Here is a 21,469-nt window from a genome sequence, read left to right on the forward strand (position 1 = left end):
AAGCGACGTGAGGGCTATAGCGTAACATGAAATTAGCCTGTAAGGCGTAACCAAACTTAGAGATATTGATCCTGAGGAGTGAAGCGACGTGAGGGCTATCACTCACTATAGTCATCTTGAAATTCATTAGCGGATTCAAAGAATAATAGCGTGAAAATAGAGCTTCGGAAGAAGCCTCTTTTTTTGGATTTTCTAGTCAAAAATAGTACAAATATGCAAACGATTGCTATTGCGTCGTTGCTTGATTTGTGAAAATAAAAAAATTAGCAAATGAAAACGTTTTATAGGATGGTTTCCCTTGATTAAATCCCTGTAAAGCGATATCATAGAGGAGAAGAAATATTGGAGGAATAACATGTCTCATATTAAATTTGACTACTCAAAAGTTTTGGGTAAATTTGTTGCCCCACACGAAGTGGAATATATGCAACCACAAGTGACTGCAGCTGATGAATTGATCCGTAAAGGAACAGGTGCTGGTAGTGACTTCCTAGGTTGGTTGGACCTTCCTGAAAATTATGACCGTGAAGAATTTGACCGCATCTTGAAAGTTGCTGAACAAATCAAATCAGACAGCGATGTTTTGGTCGTGATCGGTATCGGTGGATCATACCTTGGAGCGAAAGCTGCCATTGACTTCTTGAACCACCACTTTGCAAACTTGCAAACAAAAGAAGAACGCAAAGCTCCACAAATCCTTTATGCTGGAAACTCCATCTCATCTACTTACCTTGCTGACTTGGTAGAGTATGTTTCAGATAAAGATTTCTCAGTCAACGTGATTTCTAAATCAGGTACAACAACTGAACCAGCGATCGCTTTCCGTGTCTTCAAAGAACTCTTGGTGAAGAAATATGGTCAAGAAGAAGCTAACAAACGGATCTACGCAACAACTGACCGTGCCAAAGGTGCTGTAAAAGTGGAAGCAGATGCCAATGGTTGGGAAACATTTGTAGTTCCAGATGACATCGGTGGACGCTTCTCAGTCTTGACAGCAGTTGGATTGCTTCCAATCGCTGCATCAGGTGCTGATATCAAAGCCCTTATGGAAGGTGCGAATGCAGCCCGTAAAGAATACACTTCAGACAAACTTTCTGAAAACGAAGCTTACCAATACGCAGCTGTTCGTAACATCCTTTACCGTAAAGGATATGCAACTGAAATCTTGGTTAACTACGAACCATCTCTTCAATACTTCTCAGAATGGTGGAAACAATTGGCTGGTGAGTCAGAAGGAAAAGACCAAAAAGGTATCTACCCAACTTCAGCAAACTTCTCAACAGACTTGCACTCATTGGGTCAATTTATCCAAGAAGGAACTCGTATCATGTTTGAAACAGTTGTCCGTGTGGATAAACCACGTAAGAACGTGATCATCCCTACATTGGAAGAAGATCTTGATGGACTTGGTTACCTCCAAGGAAAAGACGTTGACTTCGTAAACAAAAAAGCGACTGACGGTGTTCTTCTTGCCCACACTGACGGTGACGTACCAAACATGTACGTGACTCTTCCTGAGCAAGATGCCTTCACTCTTGGTTATGCCATCTACTTCTTCGAATTGGCCATCGCCCTTTCAGGTTACTTGAATGCGATCAACCCATTTGACCAACCAGGTGTTGAAGCCTACAAGAAAAATATGTTTGCCCTTCTTGGTAAACCAGGATTTGAAGATCTTGGAGCAGAACTCAACGCTCGTCTTTAATCAATAGACAAAACGATCTCGCAAGAGGTCGTTTTTTTTTGTATCTATTTCCCCATTTAGTGATGAATTGGCGCCTTCAGTTGATTTATGATATAGTAGAAGGAGCATTATTATACTTTGTTAATCAAATGATTTTCATTCACTGTGATCATCAAATGAGACAAAGAGAATCAAAAAGGGAGAGAGTATGACAAGAGAAGATAAACAGCCTTTTGCAGTGCCAGAAGAGGATCAAATAAAGGAATCTTTTCCCAATGAACTTCAAAAAAATCAGTTAGAGGCAACTGTTGAAATGCTATCCAAACGTAATTGGAAAAAAATAATTTTATTATCAATGTTAGCTTTAATCATCATGTTATCCGGAGTGATTAGTTTATTATTTGGTAAAATTGCTGGTTATGCATGGGGGAAGTCTGCTCAGACAGCCAAAGAATCCCAACGTTTCGAACTCTTAAATCGAGTGAAAGAGGAGGCGAAAAAAACAAAAACTGGTTTCGTATCCAAAAAAAATGACGTCATCTTTTTATGGACACTTAAGGATTTAGGTTTGTTAAGTTATAATAATTCATCTAAACTTGGATTAACAGCAGATCAGATTGTAGAAAACTATGGTTTAGCTTCAGATGCTAGATATAATCAAGATGGACTAAGTCTAAGTTGGACTAATTTGATCGGTTCAAACCAGCAAGACTTAAGTTTTGAATTTGAAAAATATAATAATAACTATTATTTAAAGAGTGTATCCATTCGAGACTTGTATGGCTTATCTTCCAAAAAGACATCTAAAGAACAAAAAGAAAATAGTGACGATAGTGCATATGAATTTCGTTTGACGACAGAAGAGTATCAAAATCTGATGAAAGGAGACAAAAACACTGGGAAAGGCGGGACTCCATTGTCAGCAATGTTGAAAAAACATCGGGTATCCGTTGAAATAGAGACCGAGAAAAAAATAACAAGTGAAGGAGAAGAATATAAATCTAATAGAGTGCTTGCGAATGTGACCTATCAAGTAGATGGTGATTATAAAACACTTCTATTTGTGGCGCAGCCAGATGGAGAATTTCTTTATATTGGATCAAAACGCTTCTAAGGGAGATTAATGAAAAATGAGAATAAATCGACTTATGAAATCAAATAATAATTGGTGGAATTATAAACTTAAAAGAGTTGGAAAAAATTTTTGGATTGCTTCTTCTATTGGGTACATTTTGCTAGGAATGATTATTGGGCTGGCTATCGGTTATTCTAAAGGTGTTGATATGATTACTAAAAAAGCCTATCCTGTGGTAAAAACAAATACAAAAAATAGTCACTCCATACGTGATCAATCTAAAAAGATTATAGCTCCAAAAGATTCTGCTTTTTCTTGGGAGATACCCCAGCTTTTAGAATTGAAGTTTGGGAGTCACGAAAACCCTAAACAAGGTGTCATGATTGATGATTTCATAGAGAAATATGGAAAAGCTCAAGAGGCATTAATTCTTGATGATAAAATTGAGTTAATATGGCAAAACCTTGATAAATCTGACGTTAATGAGAATAGTTCTAATGAGATGATATTTGCCTATTTTGAGAAAGCAGATGGGAGGTATTACCTTAAAAGCATTAATTATGACAGAAATTCTAATAATTTAGAGAAAGATCAGATGCCTGCCGATAAATATAACGGTCTGAAAGTAGGGAATCCAGAAACCGGAAAAGATGGTGTTTCATATTCAGAAGTACTGAAAAATAATCATTCAGGGTCTATCATGATGTCGGCATACCAAGATCAAATCACTCATGAAAATAAGACGAAAATGGTAATTGAATTTAAAAAAATATCAGATAAAAAGATCTATAAGCTAACTTTCTATCAGCAAGAAAACGGAGATTATTGTTTAGCTTCAAAAGGGGATAATGGTTAGGAAGTGGATGGGATTTCAAAAAGTATAAGTTTATTTATCCTATATCTATGACTACGATCTCGCAAGAGGTTGTTTTTTTGCTCCTTATAGATTGGAGTTGGTCCTAGGTTGGTTTTATGTTATAGTAGAAGAGAAGAATAAAAAGGAGAACCTGAAATGTCAGAGAAAGATCAAGAAAAATTTATAAAGGACACTCCTTTGGATGGGGCGCCTCATTTTGATGTAGCTGCGCCAGCCTTTGTCCCTAAAGAAGAATCAGAAGATGTCGTCGTTTCAGAACCAGGGAGAATACCAGGGATGCCAGCGACAGAAATGAAGGAAGAAACAACGGAAGCTGCTATTTCAGACACCGTCGAGATCCCAGATGTGGGTGAACCAACTGTCGAAAAAGATCTGCAAGCAGTTGCTCCTCCCCAGTCTATTCCTCCATTCCAGCCTGTAGCTGAAGCTCCTTACAGTCTTGCTTCTGAACGAGCTGATTCACAAGCACAGCCTGGTCCAGCTATCCAGATCCAGCAAACTCCTCCTGTCCGAAAACCAATGGATCCGGCAGATAAAAAGGCTATTCGTTTTGCGCTTGGCATTTTAGTAGGTCTCTTAATCGGTGGTATTAGTGGCTATCTCATCGGCCAAGCCGCTCCTAGTAGCTCTCAAGCAAGAAAGCAGGACACCTCTTTATCAGCTGACAAGTCAGGTTCTCCTTATACTATTGATTTGGAGCAATTGACTTCTGAAGATGCAGAGTCCAATTTTAGCTGGGAGCAGTCAGATGTCGAGAAACTTCAATTTCTGACTGGAGAAGATGATGGGATGAGTCCTGAAGAAATGGTAGAGGCTTATGGGAAAGCGAATGCTGTTCAATTTGATGATGGAGAGTTGAAATTAAACTGGGATAATAGCTCTTATAATAAAGAGGTCAGAGCCATTTATGCTAAGAATGGGAAACAATTGCAGCTTTCTAAGTTTGAATTCAATCAGTATGAGAAAGATCTCATAGTAGAGGATAATTTTGCAGATGGCTTAAAAGTTGGAGATAGTGAGACAGGTGTTGGAGGCACTTCTTATAAAGAGCTCTTGGATAAATACGGGGATGGTGTCAATCTGAGTGTGAGAGCATCTGATTATTCAGGCAAGGTGGAAATGCTCATGGACTTCAAAAAGAAAAATGGGGACTATGTGGATTTGACCTTTGTTCGCCAATCCAATGGGGATTTCCTCTTGAGCAGTAAAGATAGCTATTAACAGGATAAGAAAAGAAAGAGGTGCAAGCCTTTTTTCTTTCAGATAAGACAAGACAAATGCGCTATTTTTCTATACAATAGAAGGAGTTTGAATAGAAAGAGAACAAAGGATGGAAAAAATGAAAACATGGATAGAAAATCATAAAAGGTTCCTCCGAAAAGCTGGGATAGCTTTGCTAGCTTTTATGATCGGTGCTTGCTTGGTATTCATGATTCATCCGGTTAAAACCGTGCCCAAAGATCGCTTACTAACTTTCTCTCAGATGCAAGAAACAAGCCAACAATACGTTGGGAAAACCACCAAAGAACTGGCAATAGAAGACCTCTTATCGTTAGAACTTACAAAGGAAGATCGCAAGACTCGAAAGAACTGGGTGACCTTGGCTACCTTCATAAAGAAATTTGGGAAAGCAGAGAGTTTTACACAAGAAGAAACCAGTTTTGAAGCACAAGTCCAGCTAGGCTATGGGACTGCTGTGCAGGGGATCAATCCTTATACAATAGAATTCCAAAAACAGGAGGGTGCTTTTTATCTGAGTGCCATTCAAGGGTTTGAGCCCCAGTCGTCTCGCTATCAAAGCAAAAAGAATTTGAAACGGGCTGATTTTACAAGCTATCAGCCCTTGGATGGTAAGAAAGAAAAGGGAACGGCAGTAGAGGACGTCTTGAAAAGATCAGGCCTTCCCAATTCTCTTAGTTTGACCACTATAAAGGACAAACAAGTATTGGCCCTGTCTTATCAGGTGACAGATGGATTGGTTTCTTTGACCTTTGAACGCGATCAGAGTGGTCAGTATCGTTTGAGTAAGAAGGGGTGAAGCGCATGATCGAATGGATAAAAAAAAATCAAAAAGAATTCTTACTGCCCTTTTTGTGTTTGCTCCTAGGACTCTTGCTTGCCATTGCAACCATCCAGGTGCAAGAGCAGGGGACTGATACTAAGGAGGATCAAAAACTCACCCATTTCCAGCCGAAAGATTACCAGAATTTGGTAACTGATGAACAAGAAGTCAAGCAGTTTCAGTGGACGATCGAAGCCGTAGCAAATTTGAAAGTCCGACTCAAGCAAGGTCAGCAACCAGGGACTCGCCTGGAAACGCTTGTAGCTAAATGGGGAAAAGCACAAAAAGTTCGGTACACAAAAACAGCTCAAGGGGATAAAACTGTTCTGGTCTTGACGTATGCAGCCAAGCAGTCAGATAAGGGCAAGAAAAGTGTCACTCTATGGTTTGAACAGGACCAGGCCAAAGGTTTTCGCCTGACGATGGTGGATGCGACGAATTTGTTGGATGCAACAGAGAAGTCAAGCAGTGAGAAAGACATCACTACTGAAAAGGGCAAAAAAGGCACAGAATTCGCCCAGCTCATTCAGAAGCTAGGAAATCCTCAACGCTTGGTCTGGGGGGAATTACTAGATGGCGAAATGGGTTATCGAGCGAGTTATCAGATACCAGGTCAGCCAGAAGTGGTGATGGAATGGAAGAAAAAGGGTTCAAAATTGGTCTTGATTTAGGAAGGGAGAAATCATTGGACAATCATCGGACGGACATAAAAGCGGCTTCATCTCACCAGGGTGGGACTCGCTTGATTTCAGAAGAAGATCTAGCTTCTTTAGGGATGGAAAATCATCAAGAAATGAGAAGTCATTCAGATACTATTGGTTCTTCACCTTCTTCTAAAGAAGAAGGGACCGGTTCGCTTTTAGGATTTTTTGGATGCTTAGCCTTGTTAGTCGCCTTTGTATTCGTACTTCAAAACACAGGCAACAAGAATCTTTCTTCATCTTCCTCAAGCAATGGAGCTGACAGTTTTTCACGGCATAGTATCAGAAAAGAATATCTCAATAGTGAAAATAGTTCTTATGTTGCATCTGCTAAGGAAGTTCAATTTGAGACAACCTATGAAAAAGCCATGTCTCTCATTCCTGATTTTGCAGTAGAAGAAAAAAAGACATCTTTTGGAACGATTACCCCGCAAGGTATCGTTGCAGCATTAGGTAAAGCAACCCGTGGAGAGGCATCGTATAGTGACAGCAGTTCAAGTCCTTTTTTGCTGACCTTAGATTACCAATCAGATGATGCATATGGGAAGGTTCTCCTTGAAAAAATGGGTGCCTATTACAGGATTTCTTTTTTAAGTTTGAAACACTTAAAAAGTGATCGTTTTGCAAATAAGAATGGCAGTTTAACGAAGGACGATTTTACTAATATCAAAGTTGGGATGCCTTATTTAGATTTGCTTAATACGGTGGGGATTCCAGATGAGGTAGATGTGTCCGGATTTTTAGGTTACGGTGAAGCACCGACCTTTACTTACCGATTGGCTGATTCTCAAACGGTTCAAATCCATTTTGATAGCCGGCAAACCATCAAGGATATCACACCTAAAGTGGAAGCGAGCACACCAGCTTCTTCTTCGACATCTACAGCACAGTAATAACGGTCAGCCCGAATGAATTTGCTATAGAATAATTAAGGAGGGAACAATGGGAAAGAAAGACTGGTCAACCCTACGAAATGAACACAAGAGTCGATTTGCGAAACGCCAGCTAGAAGAAGAAACTAGTCTAGTGAAAAGTTCCGCTTCAACCAACCAGAGCATTGAAAATAGGGATGAAAGGCTGGAAGAAAAGCTTCCAAAAGAGACAGAAGTGATAGACTCCTCCATTTTTACTGAACCAGTGAAGCAAGTAGAGGAGCTAAAAGACCAATCGGAGCTTGGTACTGAGAAAGCTATAGATGAGCAAAACGAAGTATTGGTTGAAGACTCTCCTGACAGACCGCTAACATCACAACCACCAACACAAGATGCAATAGAGCAGCTCCCTAAGGGCGAGGAAAGAGTAGAGCACCAGGGTGGGACCCGCTTGATTTCAGAAGCAGATCTAGCTTCGTTAGGAGGAGGCCGGCGCCAAGAACCAAGAAAAACTGGACTGGACGTCCTATCGGATACGGCGAGAGCCTATCCTTCTTCCTCAAGCAGTGGAGCTTCTCTCCTTGCAGCTATTTTTGGTTTATTGGCCATGGTGGGATTATTTGTTTTTATGCCTTCAGGAGGCATCCATAGAGAGGAACATCCTTCTTCTACTAGTGAATACGGAAGCACTGGCCGGTCTTATGGAGTCAGAAAGGAAACCTTGAAGAGTGGCACGAGTACCTTGATTGCTCCGGAGGGGGAATTTCAATTTCAAGTGACCTATGAGAAGGCGATTTCCCTGATTCCTGGTTTAAGTGAGGGGGATCAAGGCCGTACCTCTTCAACTTATCTGTCTCCGCAGGATGTGGTAGCTGTATTGGGCAAGGCTAGTAGTGGGGAAGAAACCTACCAAGAGGGTAGTGTCGGTCCTTTCATGACAAGCTTGGATTATGAGGCTGAAGGATCCCCTTCTTCTGTATCTGTTTTGCTTTCAAATATGATTAGTAGCCGTCTATCTTCTCTTAATTTTGAGAACTTAAACAGTGAGCGATTAGCCAATAAAAATGGCAGTTTGAACAGAGAGGATTTTGCCAATATTAAAATAGGAACCAGCTATTCAGATCTTGTGAATACAGTCGGAATTCCTAGCCGTGTTTCTTGGTCGAGTATGATGGGTTCAGAGTCTTTTTTAATCTTTCACTATAAACTTTCTGATTCGCGATCAGTCATTATTCGTTTTGGAAGCAATCGCACCATCAGTGAAATGACAGGCCTGGAGGATCAGGCTACAACCACGTCGCCTTAGGTGTTCATCTCTTTGGGTTTGTGGTATAATATGGATACCTTTAATTGAAACGAATGGAGAATCTCATGACTGCACAAAAAATGTCTGCTCAAGAAATTATCGCTTTTATTGGAAATGCAGAAAAGAAAACAAATGTGAAAGTAACCTTTGAAGGGGAATTGGCAACAGCTGTTCCTGCTTCTGTTACCAAGCTTGGCAATGTTTTGTTCGGTGACTGGAAAGATATCGAGCCCCTTCTTGCCAACTTGACAGAGAACAAGGATTATGTGGTCGAACAAGATGGCCGTAATTCAGCTGTTCCCTTGCTGGATAAGCGCTATCTAAATGCACGTATTGAACCAGGTGCTATTATCCGTGACCAAGTGACCATCGAAGACAATGCTGTCGTGATGATGGGGGCTGTGATCAATATCGGTGCTGAAATCGGTGCAGGAACCATGATTGATATGGGGGCTATCCTTGGTGGTCGTGCTACAGTTGGTAAAAACAGCCACATTGGTGCAGGTGCCGTTCTTGCAGGTGTCATTGAGCCAGCTTCTGCTGAGCCTGTTCGGATCGGTGACAATGTCTTGGTCGGTGCCAATGCAGTTGTGATTGAAGGGGTTCAAGTAGGGAACGGATCCGTCGTTGCCGCTGGAGCTATCGTTACTCAAGATGTCCCTGAAAATGTGGTTGTAGCTGGTGTCCCAGCTCGCATCATCAAGGAAATCGATGAAAAAACACAACAAAAAACAGCCTTGGAAGATGCTTTGCGTAATTTATAAGATATGAAATATAGAGGCTGGGCAAAAAGTGTCCAGCCTTTGGTGTTTAAAGGGAATAATTGTATGACGCAGTGGTTGATTGGCATCTTTGGTCGCTTGATTAAGCTCCAAAGACTACCTAATCAACTGTGCGGGGGTGGGAAAACGAACTCTTTTTAATTAATCAGAGTTCTTTCCCACTCCCTATTCTAATAGAAAGAAGACAACGATGACATTGGATTTAATCAAAATCAGACGGGATTTGCACCAAATCCCTGAAATTGGATTGGAAGAATTTGAAACCCAAGCCTACCTCTTAGAGCGAATCGCAGAGATCACAGCGGGCAAGGACTTTGTTGAGCAACGGACTTGGCGGACCGGGATCCTGGTTTATCTCCATGGATCTGCGCCTGAAAAAACGATCGGCTGGCGGACAGATATCGATGGCTTACCGATTGTGGAACAAACGGGCCTTGATTTTGCCTCCAAGCACGAAGGACGGATGCATGCTTGTGGTCATGATATGCACATGACGACAGCTCTTGGGCTTTTGGATCAACTGGTTCAAGTGCAACCAAAAAATAACCTGCTCTTTCTCTTCCAACCAGCTGAAGAAAATGAAGCTGGTGGGATGCTCATGTATAAGGACAATGCTTTTGGCGACTGGCTCCCTGATGAATTTTATGGTCTGCATGTGCGCCCTGATTTGAAGGTGGGAGACATTGCGACCAATACGGGTACCCTTTTTGCGGGGACCTGTGAAGTCAAGATTACCTTTACAGGAAAGGGAGGGCATGCTGCCTTTCCACATGAGGCCAATGATGCTCTTGTAGCAGCCTCTTACTTCATTACCCAAGTCCAATCGGTCGTGAGTCGAAATGTTGATCCAATTGAAGGTGCTGTGGTGACCTTTGGTTCCATGCATGCAGGAACCACCAATAATGTGATTGCTGAAACGGCCTTCCTTCACGGGACCATCCGAACCTTGACCATGGAGATGAACCTCCTGACTCAAAAACGGGTCAAAACGATTGCGGAAGGGGTTGCAGCCGCTTTTGATGTAGAATTAGATCTGGAACTCAAGCAAGGAGGTTACCTGCCTGTGGAAAACCAACCAGAGTTGGCCAAAGAACTCATGGACTTTTTCACAGCTGAGGAAGACGTGAACCTGATTGATATCTTGCCAGCGATGACGGGAGAAGACTTTGGCTTTCTCTTGAGCAAGGTCCCTGGGGTCATGTTCTGGCTGGGAATTGATACCCCTTATGCCCTGCACCATCCGAAGATGAGCCCAAATGAGGCTGCCCTTCCCTTTGCTGTGGAAAACATTGGCAAATTTTTGAAAATGAAGGCCAACCAATAAGCGATTGTTCCAACTCCGCCTGGAGTTGGATTTTTATGATCTCGTGAGCAAACTGTTCGGATGTTTCATAAAAAATGATACAATTAAAGCTAGACAAAAGGAGTAGGGAATGAAGAAAACACTACGAAAAGAAACCATAGCAGCCATGAAAGAGCTACCACAATCCGTGAAAACTCAAGCAGATGAACAACTCACTCAACGCCTCTTGGAGCTTCCAGCCTTTCAGGAGGCAAAGACCTTGGCAACCTATCTGTCTTTTGACCATGAATTTTCCACAGCTGGCTTGATCCAAGCTGCTCTTCAACTTGGGAAACGTGTCTGTGTTCCCCGTACCTATCCACAAGGTCGGATGGAATTTGTGGAATACGATCCTGACATTTTGGAAAAAACGCGCTTTGGTTTGCTGGAGCCCAATGAACAGGGCAAGGTTGTGGATAAAGCAGAGATTGATCTGATCCATGTCCCGGGCTTGGTTTTCCAATCTAAAGGCTATCGGATCGGCTATGGTGGTGGCTATTATGATCGTTATTTAGAGGATTTTACTGGAAAAACAGTCAGCACCATTTATTCCATCCAGCAAGGGGAGTTCCAGCCAAATGCATTTGATATAGCAGTTCAGGAGGTGCTAGTCCATGAAATTACTCTATGATCGTCGTTATCCTGTGACTAGTATCTTGTTGCTCGTCACAACGGCAGTTTTTCTTTCAATGTTTATCCGATTTGGAGGCGACTACCAAACGGGTGCTGCTATCTACTATAGCGGTGGTGTCATTGGAGAGGTCATTCAGATGGATCCAAGCCAGATATGGCGATTGTTTACTGCTACTTTTGTTCATATCGGATTAGAGCATTTTGCGCTCAATATGATTAGCCTCTATTATTTGGGACGTTTGGCAGAAGATCTATTTGGTTCTAAGGCTTTCTTAGCTCTCTATCTCTTATCAGGTATGATGGGCAATGTTTTTGTCGCTATTTTTACACCAGATGCAATTGCTGCAGGAGCTTCTACCGCCCTATTTGGACTGTTTGGGACCATTGGTGCCTTGCGCTTTATTGTTCAAAGTTCCTATATTCGCCACTTGAGCCAATCTTACACCAGCTTGATTGTGGTCAATTTGATTTTTAGCTTTATGCCAGGGATTAGTATGGCGGGGCACATCGGTGGCTTAGTAGCTGGGGTGATGCTGGCTTTTGTCTTTCCAGTAAGAGGGGAGGCTCGCTATATGAAGCGAAGCTATCAGATCAGCGCCTCCTTGTCTTACCTCTTACTATTCCTCTGTTTTTTAGGCAAATTGTTAAACCTATTTTAAGAAGGGGCTGGGCAGATTGAAAAGGTTTGGAAGAACCTTTTCAATCTTTTTTATTTTACGGAGTTTTTTCCTACTCCCTCTTTTTTACTAAAAAATGTAGCGAAATCGTAAACTAACAGATAATTGATGAAATTGCCAACAATTGTATATATTTATCATAATATCATGATGATGGGGGAATGAAGCCTGTCTTGATAGGGTGATAAGCTAGGAGGTTGTGAAAAAAAGAGTATAAACATTCGTTTAGAAAGCGCTTGCAAAAGGATTTAGAAAGGTGTAAACTGGAGATATAAAAATCATAAATAGTGCTATTCTGTCAGAAATAGCACAACAAATAAAGGAGATTTGCCATGAAAAAATGGTTGTTAAGACTCTCATTGGTAGTGATGACGCTTTTGCTCCTACCTATCCAAGCTGTTCAAGCCTGTTGCGGCTTTATCATTGGTCGCCAGTTGACCAAGGATGGGACCACTCTCTTTGGTCGGACAGAGGACTACCCTTATTATCCAAATGGAGGAAAGCACAACAAAAACTTTGTTGTTGTTGATGCGAAGAATTATAAGGAAGGGGACCAACTGGAAGACGAATCCAATGGATTTACCTATCCACATGCTGCCAGCGAAATGAAATACACAGCGACTTATGACTCTGCTCGTGGAGATGGTAGTAACGGTGCTTTCGGGGAACATGGATTTAACGAAGCCGGCGTTTCTATGACCTCAACTGTTACAGCCATTCCAAACAAAAAAGTCTTGAAGACTGACCCATTGACAGAAAACGGTCTCCCAGAAGCTGCCATGCTTGATGTAATTTTACCTCGTGCAAAATCTGCTCGCGAAGGAATCGAATTACTTGCGAAAGTCATTGAAGAAAAAGGTTCAGCTGAGGGGAATACAGTTGTTATTGCGGACCAAAAAGAAACTTGGTATATGGAAATTCTTTCTGGTCACCAATATGTAGCTGTTAAAGTCCCAGAAGACAAATATGCAGTCTTTGCCAATACCTACTACCTTGGTCATGTGGATTTGAATGACAAGGAAAATGTGATCGCTTCGAAAGATGTCGAAAAAGTAGCTAAAGAATCTGGTAACTACAAGACAGATAAAGATGGTAACTTCCATATCGCTAAATCTTACGGACCTGAAAAATATGCTGAAGGAGACCGTTCACGTACCTACGCAGGAATCACCCTTTTGGATCCAAATTCAAAAGTGACTTATGAAGATGATGAATATGAACTCTTCCGCTCACCAACAGATCCAAACAAGAAATTTACATTGGAAGATGCCTTTGCTATGCAACGGAATCGCTTTGAACACTTAAATGGTCGCTTCGTACCGGACGATCAAATCGGCGTGAAAAAACAAGGTGATAATGGCGCAAATGATACTATTCGTAAAGACCAATACAAGTATGCTTTAGGAAACGAAAACGTCATTGATGCCCATGTCTACCAAATCAATCCAAACCTTCCAAAATCATTTGGTGGTACTTTATGGCTTGGTATGGGACCATCTCGGAACACTCCTTATGTTCCATTCTACGGTAATCTAAAAGATACTTACGAAGCCTTCAAACCTCAAACAGCAACTTATGATCCAAATTCATGGTATTGGACAGTATGGCACATTGACAACATGGCGATCAATAACCAAGATGTCTTTGGTAAAACAGTTCAAGATCACTGGAAAGCTCTTGAAAAACAATTGATTATTGAACAGGAAGCTAGTGATGCAAAATATAAAGCTTTGAAAGACAATCCGGAAGCTGCTAAAGCAGTAGAAGACGAAGTGACAGCAAATGCTCTTGCGCTATCTAAAAGACTGTTTGAACACTTCAAATCTTATGAAGCAGATATGCATGCTCATTTGATTGAGCTAGGTCGTAAAGATGATCCATATCGTGCCTCTAAGCCAGATGATTACAAAGACCCAGAGCCTGAAAAACCAGTTCAACCTGAGAAACCAGTAGAACCAGTAGAACCAGAAAAACCAGTAGAACCAGAAAAACCGGTTCAACCAGAAAAACCGGTTCAACCGGATAAACCAGTACAGCCAGAAAAAACTCAGCCAATTCAAACAAAAGTCAATGAAGAAGGCAATCCAAATAACCGCTTCGGTTATGCAGCTACAAAAGATAAAGAATCTTATGTTTCTACTAAAGTTGAAACATTTGTGAAACCAGAAGCAAAAGCTCAAGATCCGTCCGAAGCGGTCTCAGCAGGTAATGGTGGTAATGAGAATAATCGTTTTGGTTCTTCTTTTGCGAAAGGAAATGTAGAAACTTTCCCAAATACAAACTATTCTTACAATGTTCATCCTTAAAATATAAATGAGATGGACGAGGTTCTAATATATGAAAGAGGCTGGGACAAAAGTCCTAGCCTCTTAATTGTTTTTGGATTGTCGAGCAAGACGCAGTGGTTGAGTGGGCTCTACTACGTTGATTTCATCAGCTTTTACAGCCCTACTCAACTGTGCGGAGGTAGGACGACGAAATCGAATTCTAACGAATTACCGATTTCTGTCCCACTCTCTCTTTTATATCCTTTTGATTTGTGAATCGTTTAGTCTACTGTTTTCCCAGTTTCTTCTAATTGTTTTCCAAGGTTGATGATGTATTGTTTGAGATCATCTTTAACCTGTGGGTGTTTCAAAGCATAATCAATGGATGTTTTCATGAAACCAAACTTGTCTCCTACATCGTAGCGCCGTCCCTTGAATTCACGGGCAAAGACTCGTTGGGTCTTGTTCAAGGTATCAATGGCATCGGTCAACTGGATTTCGTTTCCAGCGCCGGGCTCTTGATTTTCCAAAATTTGGAAGATTTCAGGAGTTAGCAGGTAGCGTCCGATAATGGCAAGGTCACTTGGTGCCTCTTCGGGTGCTGGTTTTTCGACAAAGGTTTCAACGCTATACAGCCCGTTGATTCCTTCTCCTTGAGGAGCGATGACTCCATAGGCAGAAACTTCTTCATGGGGAACTTTCATGACAGCAATGGTTGAAGCGTGTGTTTCGTCATAGTCATTCATCAATTGCTTGGTGAGCGTGGTGGCTCTGTCATCCGTGATATCCATGAGGTCATCTCCAAGCATTACGACGAAGGGTTCATTTCCAACAAAAGCTTTAGCTTGTAAAACTGCATCTCCAAGTCCACGAGGATGTTTTTGACGAATGAAGTGGAGGCGCATGCCTGTTGTTTCGTCTACTAATCGTAAAAGATCATTTTTCCCTTTTTCCTTGAGGTTGTACTCAAGTTCAAAGTTTGAGTCGAAATGGTCTTCGATCGAACGTTTTGATTTCCCTGTTACGACCAGAATGTCCTCGATACCTGATTTGAGAGCTTCCTCTACGATAAATTGGATCGTAGGTTTGTCAACGATTGGCAACATTTCCTTTGCCAAAGCTTTGGTAGCTGGGAGGAAGCGGGTCCCCAAGCCAGCCGCAGGAATGACTGCTTTTCTAACTTTAGTCATATAGATTCCTTTCTAAAAGGTATGATTGATAAGAGAGTGGTTGACTTATTTCCACTCATTTTCTTCTTTAAATTCATTGCTCATCATGTTGTGGATGGCCTCTCGGATATCTTGCCCTTCGTAGATGACTTGGTAAATGGCCTGTGTGATCGGCATATAGACGTCCAACTCTTGTGCGAGTTCATAGGCGACTTTGGTTGTAGAAATCCCTTCAATGATCATGCCCATATTGGCTTCAATGTCTTCTAATTTTTCACCACGTCCAAGCGCATCCCCAGCACGCCAGTTGCGGGAATGGACAGACGTTCCAGTAACGATCAAGTCTCCGACACCAGACAAGCCACTGTAGGTCAAAGGGCTGGCCCCGAGCTTCACTCCCAGGCGGGTGATCTCAGCCAAACCGCGCGTGATGATAGCTGCTTTGGCATTGTCCCCGTATCCAAGTCCATGTAAGGCTCCAGCTCCAACAGCGATGATATTTTTCAAGGCACCCGCTGTTTCCACCCCGATGACATCGGTATTGGTATAAAGGCGGAAATAGTGGTTGCTAAAGAGTTCTTGAACATAGCGTGCAACTTCTAGATCTTTTGAAGCGGCTGTGATGAGAGTGATATCACGGACAATGGTTTCTTCAGCATGGCTCGGACCAGAAACAACCACAATCTCACTGCGAAGAGAAGCAGGGATCTCTTCCTCAAGGATCTGAGAAATTCGATCATGTGTACCGGGTTCTAGCCCTTTAGATGCGTGCATAACTGTTACAGGATGATCCAGTGTCTCAGCGACTTGTTTAGCTACCAAGCGGGTTACCTTAGTCGGGACCACAAAGAGGATGGCATCTACACTGTCCAAGGCTGATTTTAGATCGGTCGTAGCTGTAATTTGATCGCTAATAACGATGTCTTTAAAATAGCGCTGATTGGTATGTTCAGTGTTGATTTCATCGATCTGTTCTTGGATATTTCCCCAGAGACGGACTTCATGGCCGTTATCATTGAGGACTTGTGAAAGGGCTGTTCCCCATGAACCAGGACCCAATACTGCAACGGTTTGTTTTTCCATTGTATCTTCCATTTCTATGTCTATTTTTAAGCAAGGCTATAAATCTAGGACTTGCCTCTTCAAAACCGCCTCAAAAGGGCCTTGAAGATGATTCTATTTTCCTCTCTATTTTAACATAATATAGGTAAAAAAACTTGTATAACTATCAATTGTTTTGTGAAGATATTTCATTTTGACAAGATGCTAAATAAAAAAAAGCTACCTTTTACTTGCATTACTACTAATTTGTGATATAATATTTTTTGCCTATTATTATGAATATAAGGGGAGATAAAATGAAAAAATTGGCAATATATCTATTGATGATGCTTTCATTATTGATAGTATGCTTTACGCTTTTTTCTAAAAAGGTAAATGCAGAAACATCTAAAAAAGTGGATGTTATCACGGATGTAAAAGTTCAAAACAATGATGGCGGGGATTTAACAGCTCCGCTTGGAAGATACGATACTTTCCGTCTTAATGCAAAGTTTGCTTTGGAAGGAAAAAACGTTAAAGCAGGAGATACGACGGAAGTAGTTATTGCTTCTCCAATTGACATCAAATCGCAGGATTTTGAAATTAATGACTCCATTACTGGTAAATTGATCGCTAACGCAAAGGTTGATGCAACTACTGGTAAAATTGTCTTGACATTCACAAAGTTTGTTGAAGAGAAAAATGATATTTCAGGTTCGTTCTTCTTCTATGCTGGTGTTAATAAAGATAAGTTTCCAAATGATGGTAATGCGCCAGTTAAGGTCTCTGTTAATAACAAAGTGAAATTCGATGGTACAGTAAAAAGTGGGACTGTCGGAGAAGGTAAACGGTATACTATTATCAAATCTGGTTGGGATAATGGAGATCACAAGAGTCTAGGTTTTCGTATTTCTGTAAATAGGACCAACGAGGCAATCAGCAATGCAGTTCTTTCAGATTCTATGGAATCACCAGGTGTCACCTACAAGGCTGGTAGCTTTAAGATCTACAAAGGTACTTGGGATTACAGCACTGGAACATGGCAACTTAAAAACAAAACAGATGTCACCTCTCAATACACTGTAAATGCAACAGATACTACATTTACGATTAATCTAGGGAACATTTCTGCTAACGATCACTTTGCAGTTGAATATGAAGCAGTTGTTAACTATGATGCGGTTGACCGTGAGGTGATCAAAAATAAGGCGACTATCGTAGGTGATAATAAAAAACCATACGATTCAAATAGTAAAGTAAATATCCAAATCGCGGGTGGTGAAGGTGTTGGTTATGCCTTCGGCATTCAAGTTCATAAAGTTGACGAAAGTAATGAACCGCTGAAAGGTGCGAAATTCCAAGTCATCCGTCAAGCAACTGGCCAAGTATTAGGTGAGTTTGAATCAGATGCTAAAGGTGAATTTAGCCTTAAGGAACTCTTGAGAGATAAATACATCATCAAAGAAATTCAAGCTCCGGAAGGATATGAGTTGGCAGAAGATACAATTGTTGAAGCTAGTGAATTTACGACACCAACGAAACCTGTTAGCAAAACCATTATAAACAAGAAAGAGAAGCCGGCCAAAACCCAAGCTGTTATTGAGCTGGATAAAGTTCTTACAGGTCGTGACTTGGTAGACGGCGAGTTTAGCTTTGAATTGTACGAAGGTGCAAACAAGCTTCAAACAACGACTAACCAAAGCGGGAAAATTACATTCGAGCCGATTGAGTTCACAGCAGAAGGTGAACACACATACACTGTGAAGGAAGTGAAGGGCGACAATGCCACTATTGCTTACGATGCTTCTGAAAAACAAGTGACTGTTAAAGTCACTCGTGATGGAGGAGCTTTGAAGGCAGAAGTCGTCTATCCAGAAAGCAAAACATTTACCAATGCCTTCACACCAAACGCGGCGAATGCAACAATTGAATTGACAAAAGAGTTGACAGGTCGTGACTTGGTAGACGGTGAGTTTAGCTTTGAATTGTACGAAGGAGCGAACAAGCTTCAAACTGTTACCAACAAATCTGGCAAAGTAACCTTTGAATCTATTTCTTACACAGCAGAAGGTGAACACACTTATACTGTGAAAGAGGTCAAAGGGGATAATGCTACGATTGCTTACGATGCATCTGAAAAACAAGTGACTGTTAAAGTTACTCGTGATGGAGATGCTTTGAAGGCAGAAGTCGTCTATCCAGAAAGTAAAACATTTACCAATGCCTTCACACCAAACGCAACAACTGCAACAATTGAGTTGGATAAAAAGTTGACAGGTCGTGAATTAGTAGATGGCGAGTTTAGCTTTGAATTGTACGAAGGTGCGAACAAGCTTCAAACTGTCACCAACAAATCTGGCAAAGTAACCTTTGAATCCATTTCTTACACAGCAGAAGGTGAACACACTTACACTGTGAAAGAGGTTAAAGGGGATAATGCCACTATTACTTACGATGCTTCTGAAAAACAAGTGACTGTTAAAGTCACTCGTGATGGAGATGCCTTGAAGGCAGAAGTTGTCTATCCAGAAAGCAAAACATTTACCAATGCCTTCACACCAAACGCAACGACTGCAACAATTGAGTTGACAAAAGAGTTGACAGGTCGTGACTTGGTAGATGGTGAGTTTAGCTTTGAATTGTACGAAGGTACAAACAAGCGTCAAACTGTTACTAACAAATCTGGTAAAGTAAGCTTTGATGCGATTTCTTACACAGCAGAAGGAGAACACACTTACACTGTGAAGGAAGTGAAGGGAACTACCCCAGGTATCACATACGATACTTCTGAAAAACAAGTCACCGTTAAGGTAACAAAAGATGGAAACAACCTAAAAGCAACAGTTGTCTATCCAGAAAGCAAGGTCTTTACAAATACTTACTCAGCTCCAAGTCCAGCAAAAGCTCAGATTTCAGTAAGCAAGATTTTGGAAGGCCGTGCCTTGAAAGATGGTGAATTCAGCTTTACCTTATTGGATGAAGCTGGAAAAGTCCTTCAAACAAAACAAAATGCTGCAGATGGTTCCGTAGCCTTTGATGAAATTTCTTATTCACAAGAAGATGCAGGAAAAACTTTCCACTACACGATTAAAGAAGTGATTCCTCAATCTCAAGAAAAAGGAATGACCTACGACCAAGCTAGCATCGAAGTGACAGTAACTGTTACGAAAGATGATGCAAGCAATACCATCAACGCTACAGTGGCCTATGGTGAGAAGAAATCCTTTATCAATACTTTTGTGACGAGTGAAATCCCACCAACACCACCGACTGTCGATAAACCTGAAGCTAAGCTTTATACCATCCAACTTCACAAGGTTAATGGTGAAGGCCAAGCTCTAGCAGGAGCTGTCTTCGGCCTCTTTGAAGCAGATGGTACAACCCCGGTAGCTAATCCATACGGTGAAGGCCAAGCGACAGCAACTTCAGATGCGAGCGGTCTTGTCAGCTTTGTAGGATTTGCAGCGAAAGATTATGTGGTCAAAGAATTGACAGCTCCAGAAGGTTACCAACTTTCAACTGCTTCAATCACCGTTTCTGAAGCTGAATTGACAGCTTCGGCAGACTTGGCAGTGGATAAAGGAAATGTGGTGAATAAACCATATACTTCAATCCCACCAACACCACCGACTGTTGACAAACCTGAATTGAAACTTTACAACATTCAATTGCACAAGGCTAACGCAGATGGAAATGCTCTTGCAGGTGCTGTATTTGGTCTCTTTGAAGCCGACGGTACGACTCCTGTAGCAAATCCTTATGGTGCAGGTCAAGCGACTGCAACTTCAGATGCCAGTGGTCTGGTTACCTTTACAGGATTTGAAGCAAAAGATTATGTAGTGAGAGAGCTTACAGCTCCAGAAGGTTATCAACTATCAACAGATGTGATTAAAGTTTCTGCTAGCGAGTTGAAAGCTGCGACTAACCTCGTCGTAGACAAAGGAACAGTGGTCAATAAACCATTCACTTCAATTCCGCCAACTCCTCCAACTGTTGACAAACCTGAATTGAAACTTTACAGCATTCAGTTACATAAAGTCAACAATGAAGGAAAACCACTTGTTGGAGCTATCTTTGGACTCTTTGAGGCAGATGGTACAACTCCAGTTGCCAACCCATATGGAGAAGGTCAAGCGACAGCGACATCAGATGCCAATGGCCTTGTCATCTTCACAGGATTAGAAGCAAGAGATTATGTGGTGAAAGAAATCACTGCTCCAGAAGGCTACCAACTTTCTGAAGAAGTGATTACTGTTTCAGCTAGTCAATTGATTGCCTCAACTGACCAGGTGCTTGATCAAGGAAAAGTAGTCAATAAACCGTTCACTGCGATTCCACCAACACCACCGACTGTTGACAAACCTGAGTTGAAACTTTACAATATTCAATTGCATAAGGTGAATCTAGTCGGTCAAGACCTTGCAGGAGCTGTCTTTGGACTCTTTGAAGCAGATGGTGTGACCCCAGTTGCCAACCCATATGGAGAAGGTCAAGCGACAGCAACCTCAGACGCTAATGGTCTTGTAAGCTTTGTAGGCTTTGAGGCTAAGGATTATGTTATTAAGGAGTTGACAGCGCCAGCTGGTTACCAACTATCAACGGATGTTATTACTGTATCTGCTAGCGAATTAAAAGCCGCACCTAACCTTGTAGTAGATAAGGGGACAGTCGTAAACTACCTAACTCCTCCAAACACACCACCAACACCACCAACACCACCAACACCTCCAACACCTCCAACTACTCCTCCTACGCCACCAACACCTCCAACTACCCCATCAACAGACAAACCAAAAGGAGATAAGCCTTCTGGAAGTCAACCAAAAGAAGAAAAGAAACATACTCTTCCTTCTACAGGTGAAACAGTGAGTGAGGGACTAGTAGCTGCAGGACTTGCTTTGGCAGTAGCTGGAAGCGCCTTGGTTTACAAAAAACGTGAAAATTAATTTCTAAAACAGGTTTTGTTCTAGCCTTGCTAGAC

The 21,469-nt window shown here is 41.6% G+C and carries 16 protein-coding genes; 14 read left to right on the plus strand and 2 right to left on the minus strand.

The window, feature by feature from the left end:
* Nucleotides 1-355: 355 nt before the first annotated feature.
* The 13 genes from QM830_RS10750 to QM830_RS10810 all read left to right on the plus strand — a co-directional run bounded on the left by QM830_RS10750 (nucleotide 356) and on the right by QM830_RS10810 (nucleotide 14,317).
* The gene (locus QM830_RS10750; RefSeq protein ID WP_414326987.1) at nucleotides 356-1,705 is read left to right on the plus strand and encodes a glucose-6-phosphate isomerase; all 1,350 of its coding nucleotides are present in this window, start codon (nucleotides 356-358) and stop codon (nucleotides 1,703-1,705) included.
* A gap of 187 nt (nucleotides 1,706-1,892) precedes the next feature.
* Nucleotides 1,893-2,798 (plus strand): hypothetical protein, encoded by a 906-nt coding sequence (locus QM830_RS10755; RefSeq protein WP_414326989.1) that lies wholly within the window; start codon nucleotides 1,893-1,895, stop codon nucleotides 2,796-2,798.
* Nucleotides 2,799-2,814: 16 nt separating this feature from the next.
* Nucleotides 2,815-3,615 carry a hypothetical protein gene (locus QM830_RS10760; protein ID WP_414326990.1) on the plus strand — a complete coding sequence of 267 codons (801 nt, stop codon included), beginning with the start codon at nucleotides 2,815-2,817 and terminating at the stop codon, nucleotides 3,613-3,615.
* A 156-nt stretch (nucleotides 3,616-3,771) separates the two neighbouring features.
* Complete coding sequence (locus tag QM830_RS10765) at nucleotides 3,772-4,857, plus strand: hypothetical protein (RefSeq protein ID WP_414326992.1); 1,086 nt, start codon at nucleotides 3,772-3,774, stop codon at nucleotides 4,855-4,857.
* A gap of 118 nt (nucleotides 4,858-4,975) precedes the next feature.
* Entirely contained in the window at nucleotides 4,976-5,674 is a 699-nt protein-coding gene (locus tag QM830_RS10770; protein WP_414326993.1) for a hypothetical protein, read from the plus strand.
* Nucleotides 5,675-5,679: 5 nt separating this feature from the next.
* Nucleotides 5,680-6,369, plus strand: coding sequence for a hypothetical protein (locus QM830_RS10775; RefSeq protein WP_414326995.1), 690 nt, complete (start codon nucleotides 5,680-5,682; stop codon nucleotides 6,367-6,369).
* Nucleotides 6,333-7,292 carry a hypothetical protein gene (locus QM830_RS10780; protein WP_414326996.1) on the plus strand — a complete coding sequence of 320 codons (960 nt, stop codon included), beginning with the start codon at nucleotides 6,333-6,335 and terminating at the stop codon, nucleotides 7,290-7,292. The genes QM830_RS10775 and QM830_RS10780 overlap by 37 nt, the downstream gene beginning before the upstream one ends.
* Nucleotides 7,293-7,341: 49 nt before the next feature.
* Nucleotides 7,342-8,577, plus strand: coding sequence for a hypothetical protein (locus QM830_RS10785; RefSeq protein WP_414326998.1), 1,236 nt, complete (start codon nucleotides 7,342-7,344; stop codon nucleotides 8,575-8,577).
* Nucleotides 8,578-8,642: 65 nt separating this feature from the next.
* Nucleotides 8,643-9,341, plus strand: coding sequence for a 2,3,4,5-tetrahydropyridine-2,6-dicarboxylate N-acetyltransferase (gene dapD / locus QM830_RS10790; RefSeq protein WP_003016885.1), 699 nt, complete (start codon nucleotides 8,643-8,645; stop codon nucleotides 9,339-9,341).
* Nucleotides 9,342-9,549: 208 nt separating this feature from the next.
* The gene (locus QM830_RS10795) at nucleotides 9,550-10,683 is read left to right on the plus strand and encodes an N-acetyldiaminopimelate deacetylase (protein ID WP_414327000.1); all 1,134 of its coding nucleotides are present in this window, start codon (nucleotides 9,550-9,552) and stop codon (nucleotides 10,681-10,683) included.
* 109 nt (nucleotides 10,684-10,792) lie between these two features.
* Entirely contained in the window at nucleotides 10,793-11,332 is a 540-nt protein-coding gene (locus tag QM830_RS10800; RefSeq protein WP_414327002.1) for a 5-formyltetrahydrofolate cyclo-ligase, read from the plus strand.
* Nucleotides 11,316-11,993, plus strand: coding sequence for a rhomboid family intramembrane serine protease (locus QM830_RS10805; protein WP_414327004.1), 678 nt, complete (start codon nucleotides 11,316-11,318; stop codon nucleotides 11,991-11,993). The genes QM830_RS10800 and QM830_RS10805 overlap by 17 nt, the downstream gene beginning before the upstream one ends.
* A gap of 350 nt (nucleotides 11,994-12,343) precedes the next feature.
* Nucleotides 12,344-14,317 (plus strand): C69 family dipeptidase, encoded by a 1,974-nt coding sequence (locus tag QM830_RS10810; protein ID WP_414327006.1) that lies wholly within the window; start codon nucleotides 12,344-12,346, stop codon nucleotides 14,315-14,317.
* Between the two features lie 242 nt (nucleotides 14,318-14,559).
* Here QM830_RS10810 and galU read toward each other — a convergent pair whose 3' ends face one another.
* Together galU and QM830_RS10820 are read right to left on the minus strand one after the other, a co-directional pair.
* Nucleotides 14,560-15,468, minus strand: coding sequence for a UTP--glucose-1-phosphate uridylyltransferase GalU (gene galU, locus QM830_RS10815; RefSeq protein ID WP_414327008.1), 909 nt, complete (start codon nucleotides 15,466-15,468; stop codon nucleotides 14,560-14,562).
* A 45-nt stretch (nucleotides 15,469-15,513) separates the two neighbouring features.
* On the minus strand, nucleotides 15,514-16,530 hold the full coding sequence (locus QM830_RS10820; RefSeq protein ID WP_414327010.1) for an NAD(P)H-dependent glycerol-3-phosphate dehydrogenase: 1,017 nt from the start codon (nucleotides 16,528-16,530) through the stop codon (nucleotides 15,514-15,516).
* A gap of 275 nt (nucleotides 16,531-16,805) precedes the next feature.
* On the opposite strand from QM830_RS10820, the gene QM830_RS10825 reads away from it, so the two are divergent.
* The gene (locus QM830_RS10825; protein WP_414327011.1) at nucleotides 16,806-21,434 is read left to right on the plus strand and encodes a SpaA isopeptide-forming pilin-related protein; all 4,629 of its coding nucleotides are present in this window, start codon (nucleotides 16,806-16,808) and stop codon (nucleotides 21,432-21,434) included.
* Nucleotides 21,435-21,469: the final 35 nt, after the last annotated feature.

This window comes from Streptococcus sp. OMI750 (assembly GCF_047463895.1).
In the GTDB taxonomy this organism is placed as follows: Bacteria; Bacillota; Bacilli; order Lactobacillales; family Streptococcaceae; genus Streptococcus.

What these genes read in the sequence shown, in the direction of transcription:
- QM830_RS10750 (WP_414326987.1), top strand. Translation starts at nt 356, where the DNA reads ATGTCTCATATTAAATTTGACTACTCAAAAGTTTTGGGTAAATTTGTT.
- QM830_RS10755 (WP_414326989.1), top strand. Translation starts at nt 1,893, where the DNA reads ATGACAAGAGAAGATAAACAGCCTTTTGCAGTGCCAGAAGAGGATCAA.
- QM830_RS10760 (WP_414326990.1), top strand. Translation starts at nt 2,815, where the DNA reads ATGAGAATAAATCGACTTATGAAATCAAATAATAATTGGTGGAATTAT.
- QM830_RS10765 (WP_414326992.1), top strand. Translation starts at nt 3,772, where the DNA reads ATGTCAGAGAAAGATCAAGAAAAATTTATAAAGGACACTCCTTTGGAT.
- QM830_RS10770 (WP_414326993.1), top strand. Translation starts at nt 4,976, where the DNA reads ATGAAAACATGGATAGAAAATCATAAAAGGTTCCTCCGAAAAGCTGGG.
- QM830_RS10775 (WP_414326995.1), top strand. Translation starts at nt 5,680, where the DNA reads ATGATCGAATGGATAAAAAAAAATCAAAAAGAATTCTTACTGCCCTTT.
- QM830_RS10780 (WP_414326996.1), top strand. Translation starts at nt 6,333, where the DNA reads ATGGAAGAAAAAGGGTTCAAAATTGGTCTTGATTTAGGAAGGGAGAAA.
- QM830_RS10785 (WP_414326998.1), top strand. Translation starts at nt 7,342, where the DNA reads ATGGGAAAGAAAGACTGGTCAACCCTACGAAATGAACACAAGAGTCGA.
- dapD (WP_003016885.1), top strand. Translation starts at nt 8,643, where the DNA reads ATGACTGCACAAAAAATGTCTGCTCAAGAAATTATCGCTTTTATTGGA.
- QM830_RS10795 (WP_414327000.1), top strand. Translation starts at nt 9,550, where the DNA reads ATGACATTGGATTTAATCAAAATCAGACGGGATTTGCACCAAATCCCT.
- QM830_RS10800 (WP_414327002.1), top strand. Translation starts at nt 10,793, where the DNA reads ATGAAGAAAACACTACGAAAAGAAACCATAGCAGCCATGAAAGAGCTA.
- QM830_RS10805 (WP_414327004.1), top strand. Translation starts at nt 11,316, where the DNA reads ATGAAATTACTCTATGATCGTCGTTATCCTGTGACTAGTATCTTGTTG.
- QM830_RS10810 (WP_414327006.1), top strand. Translation starts at nt 12,344, where the DNA reads ATGAAAAAATGGTTGTTAAGACTCTCATTGGTAGTGATGACGCTTTTG.
- galU (WP_414327008.1), bottom strand. Translation starts at nt 15,468, where the DNA reads ATGACTAAAGTTAGAAAAGCAGTCATTCCTGCGGCTGGCTTGGGGACC.
- QM830_RS10820 (WP_414327010.1), bottom strand. Translation starts at nt 16,530, where the DNA reads ATGGAAAAACAAACCGTTGCAGTATTGGGTCCTGGTTCATGGGGAACA.
- QM830_RS10825 (WP_414327011.1), top strand. Translation starts at nt 16,806, where the DNA reads ATGAAAAAATTGGCAATATATCTATTGATGATGCTTTCATTATTGATA.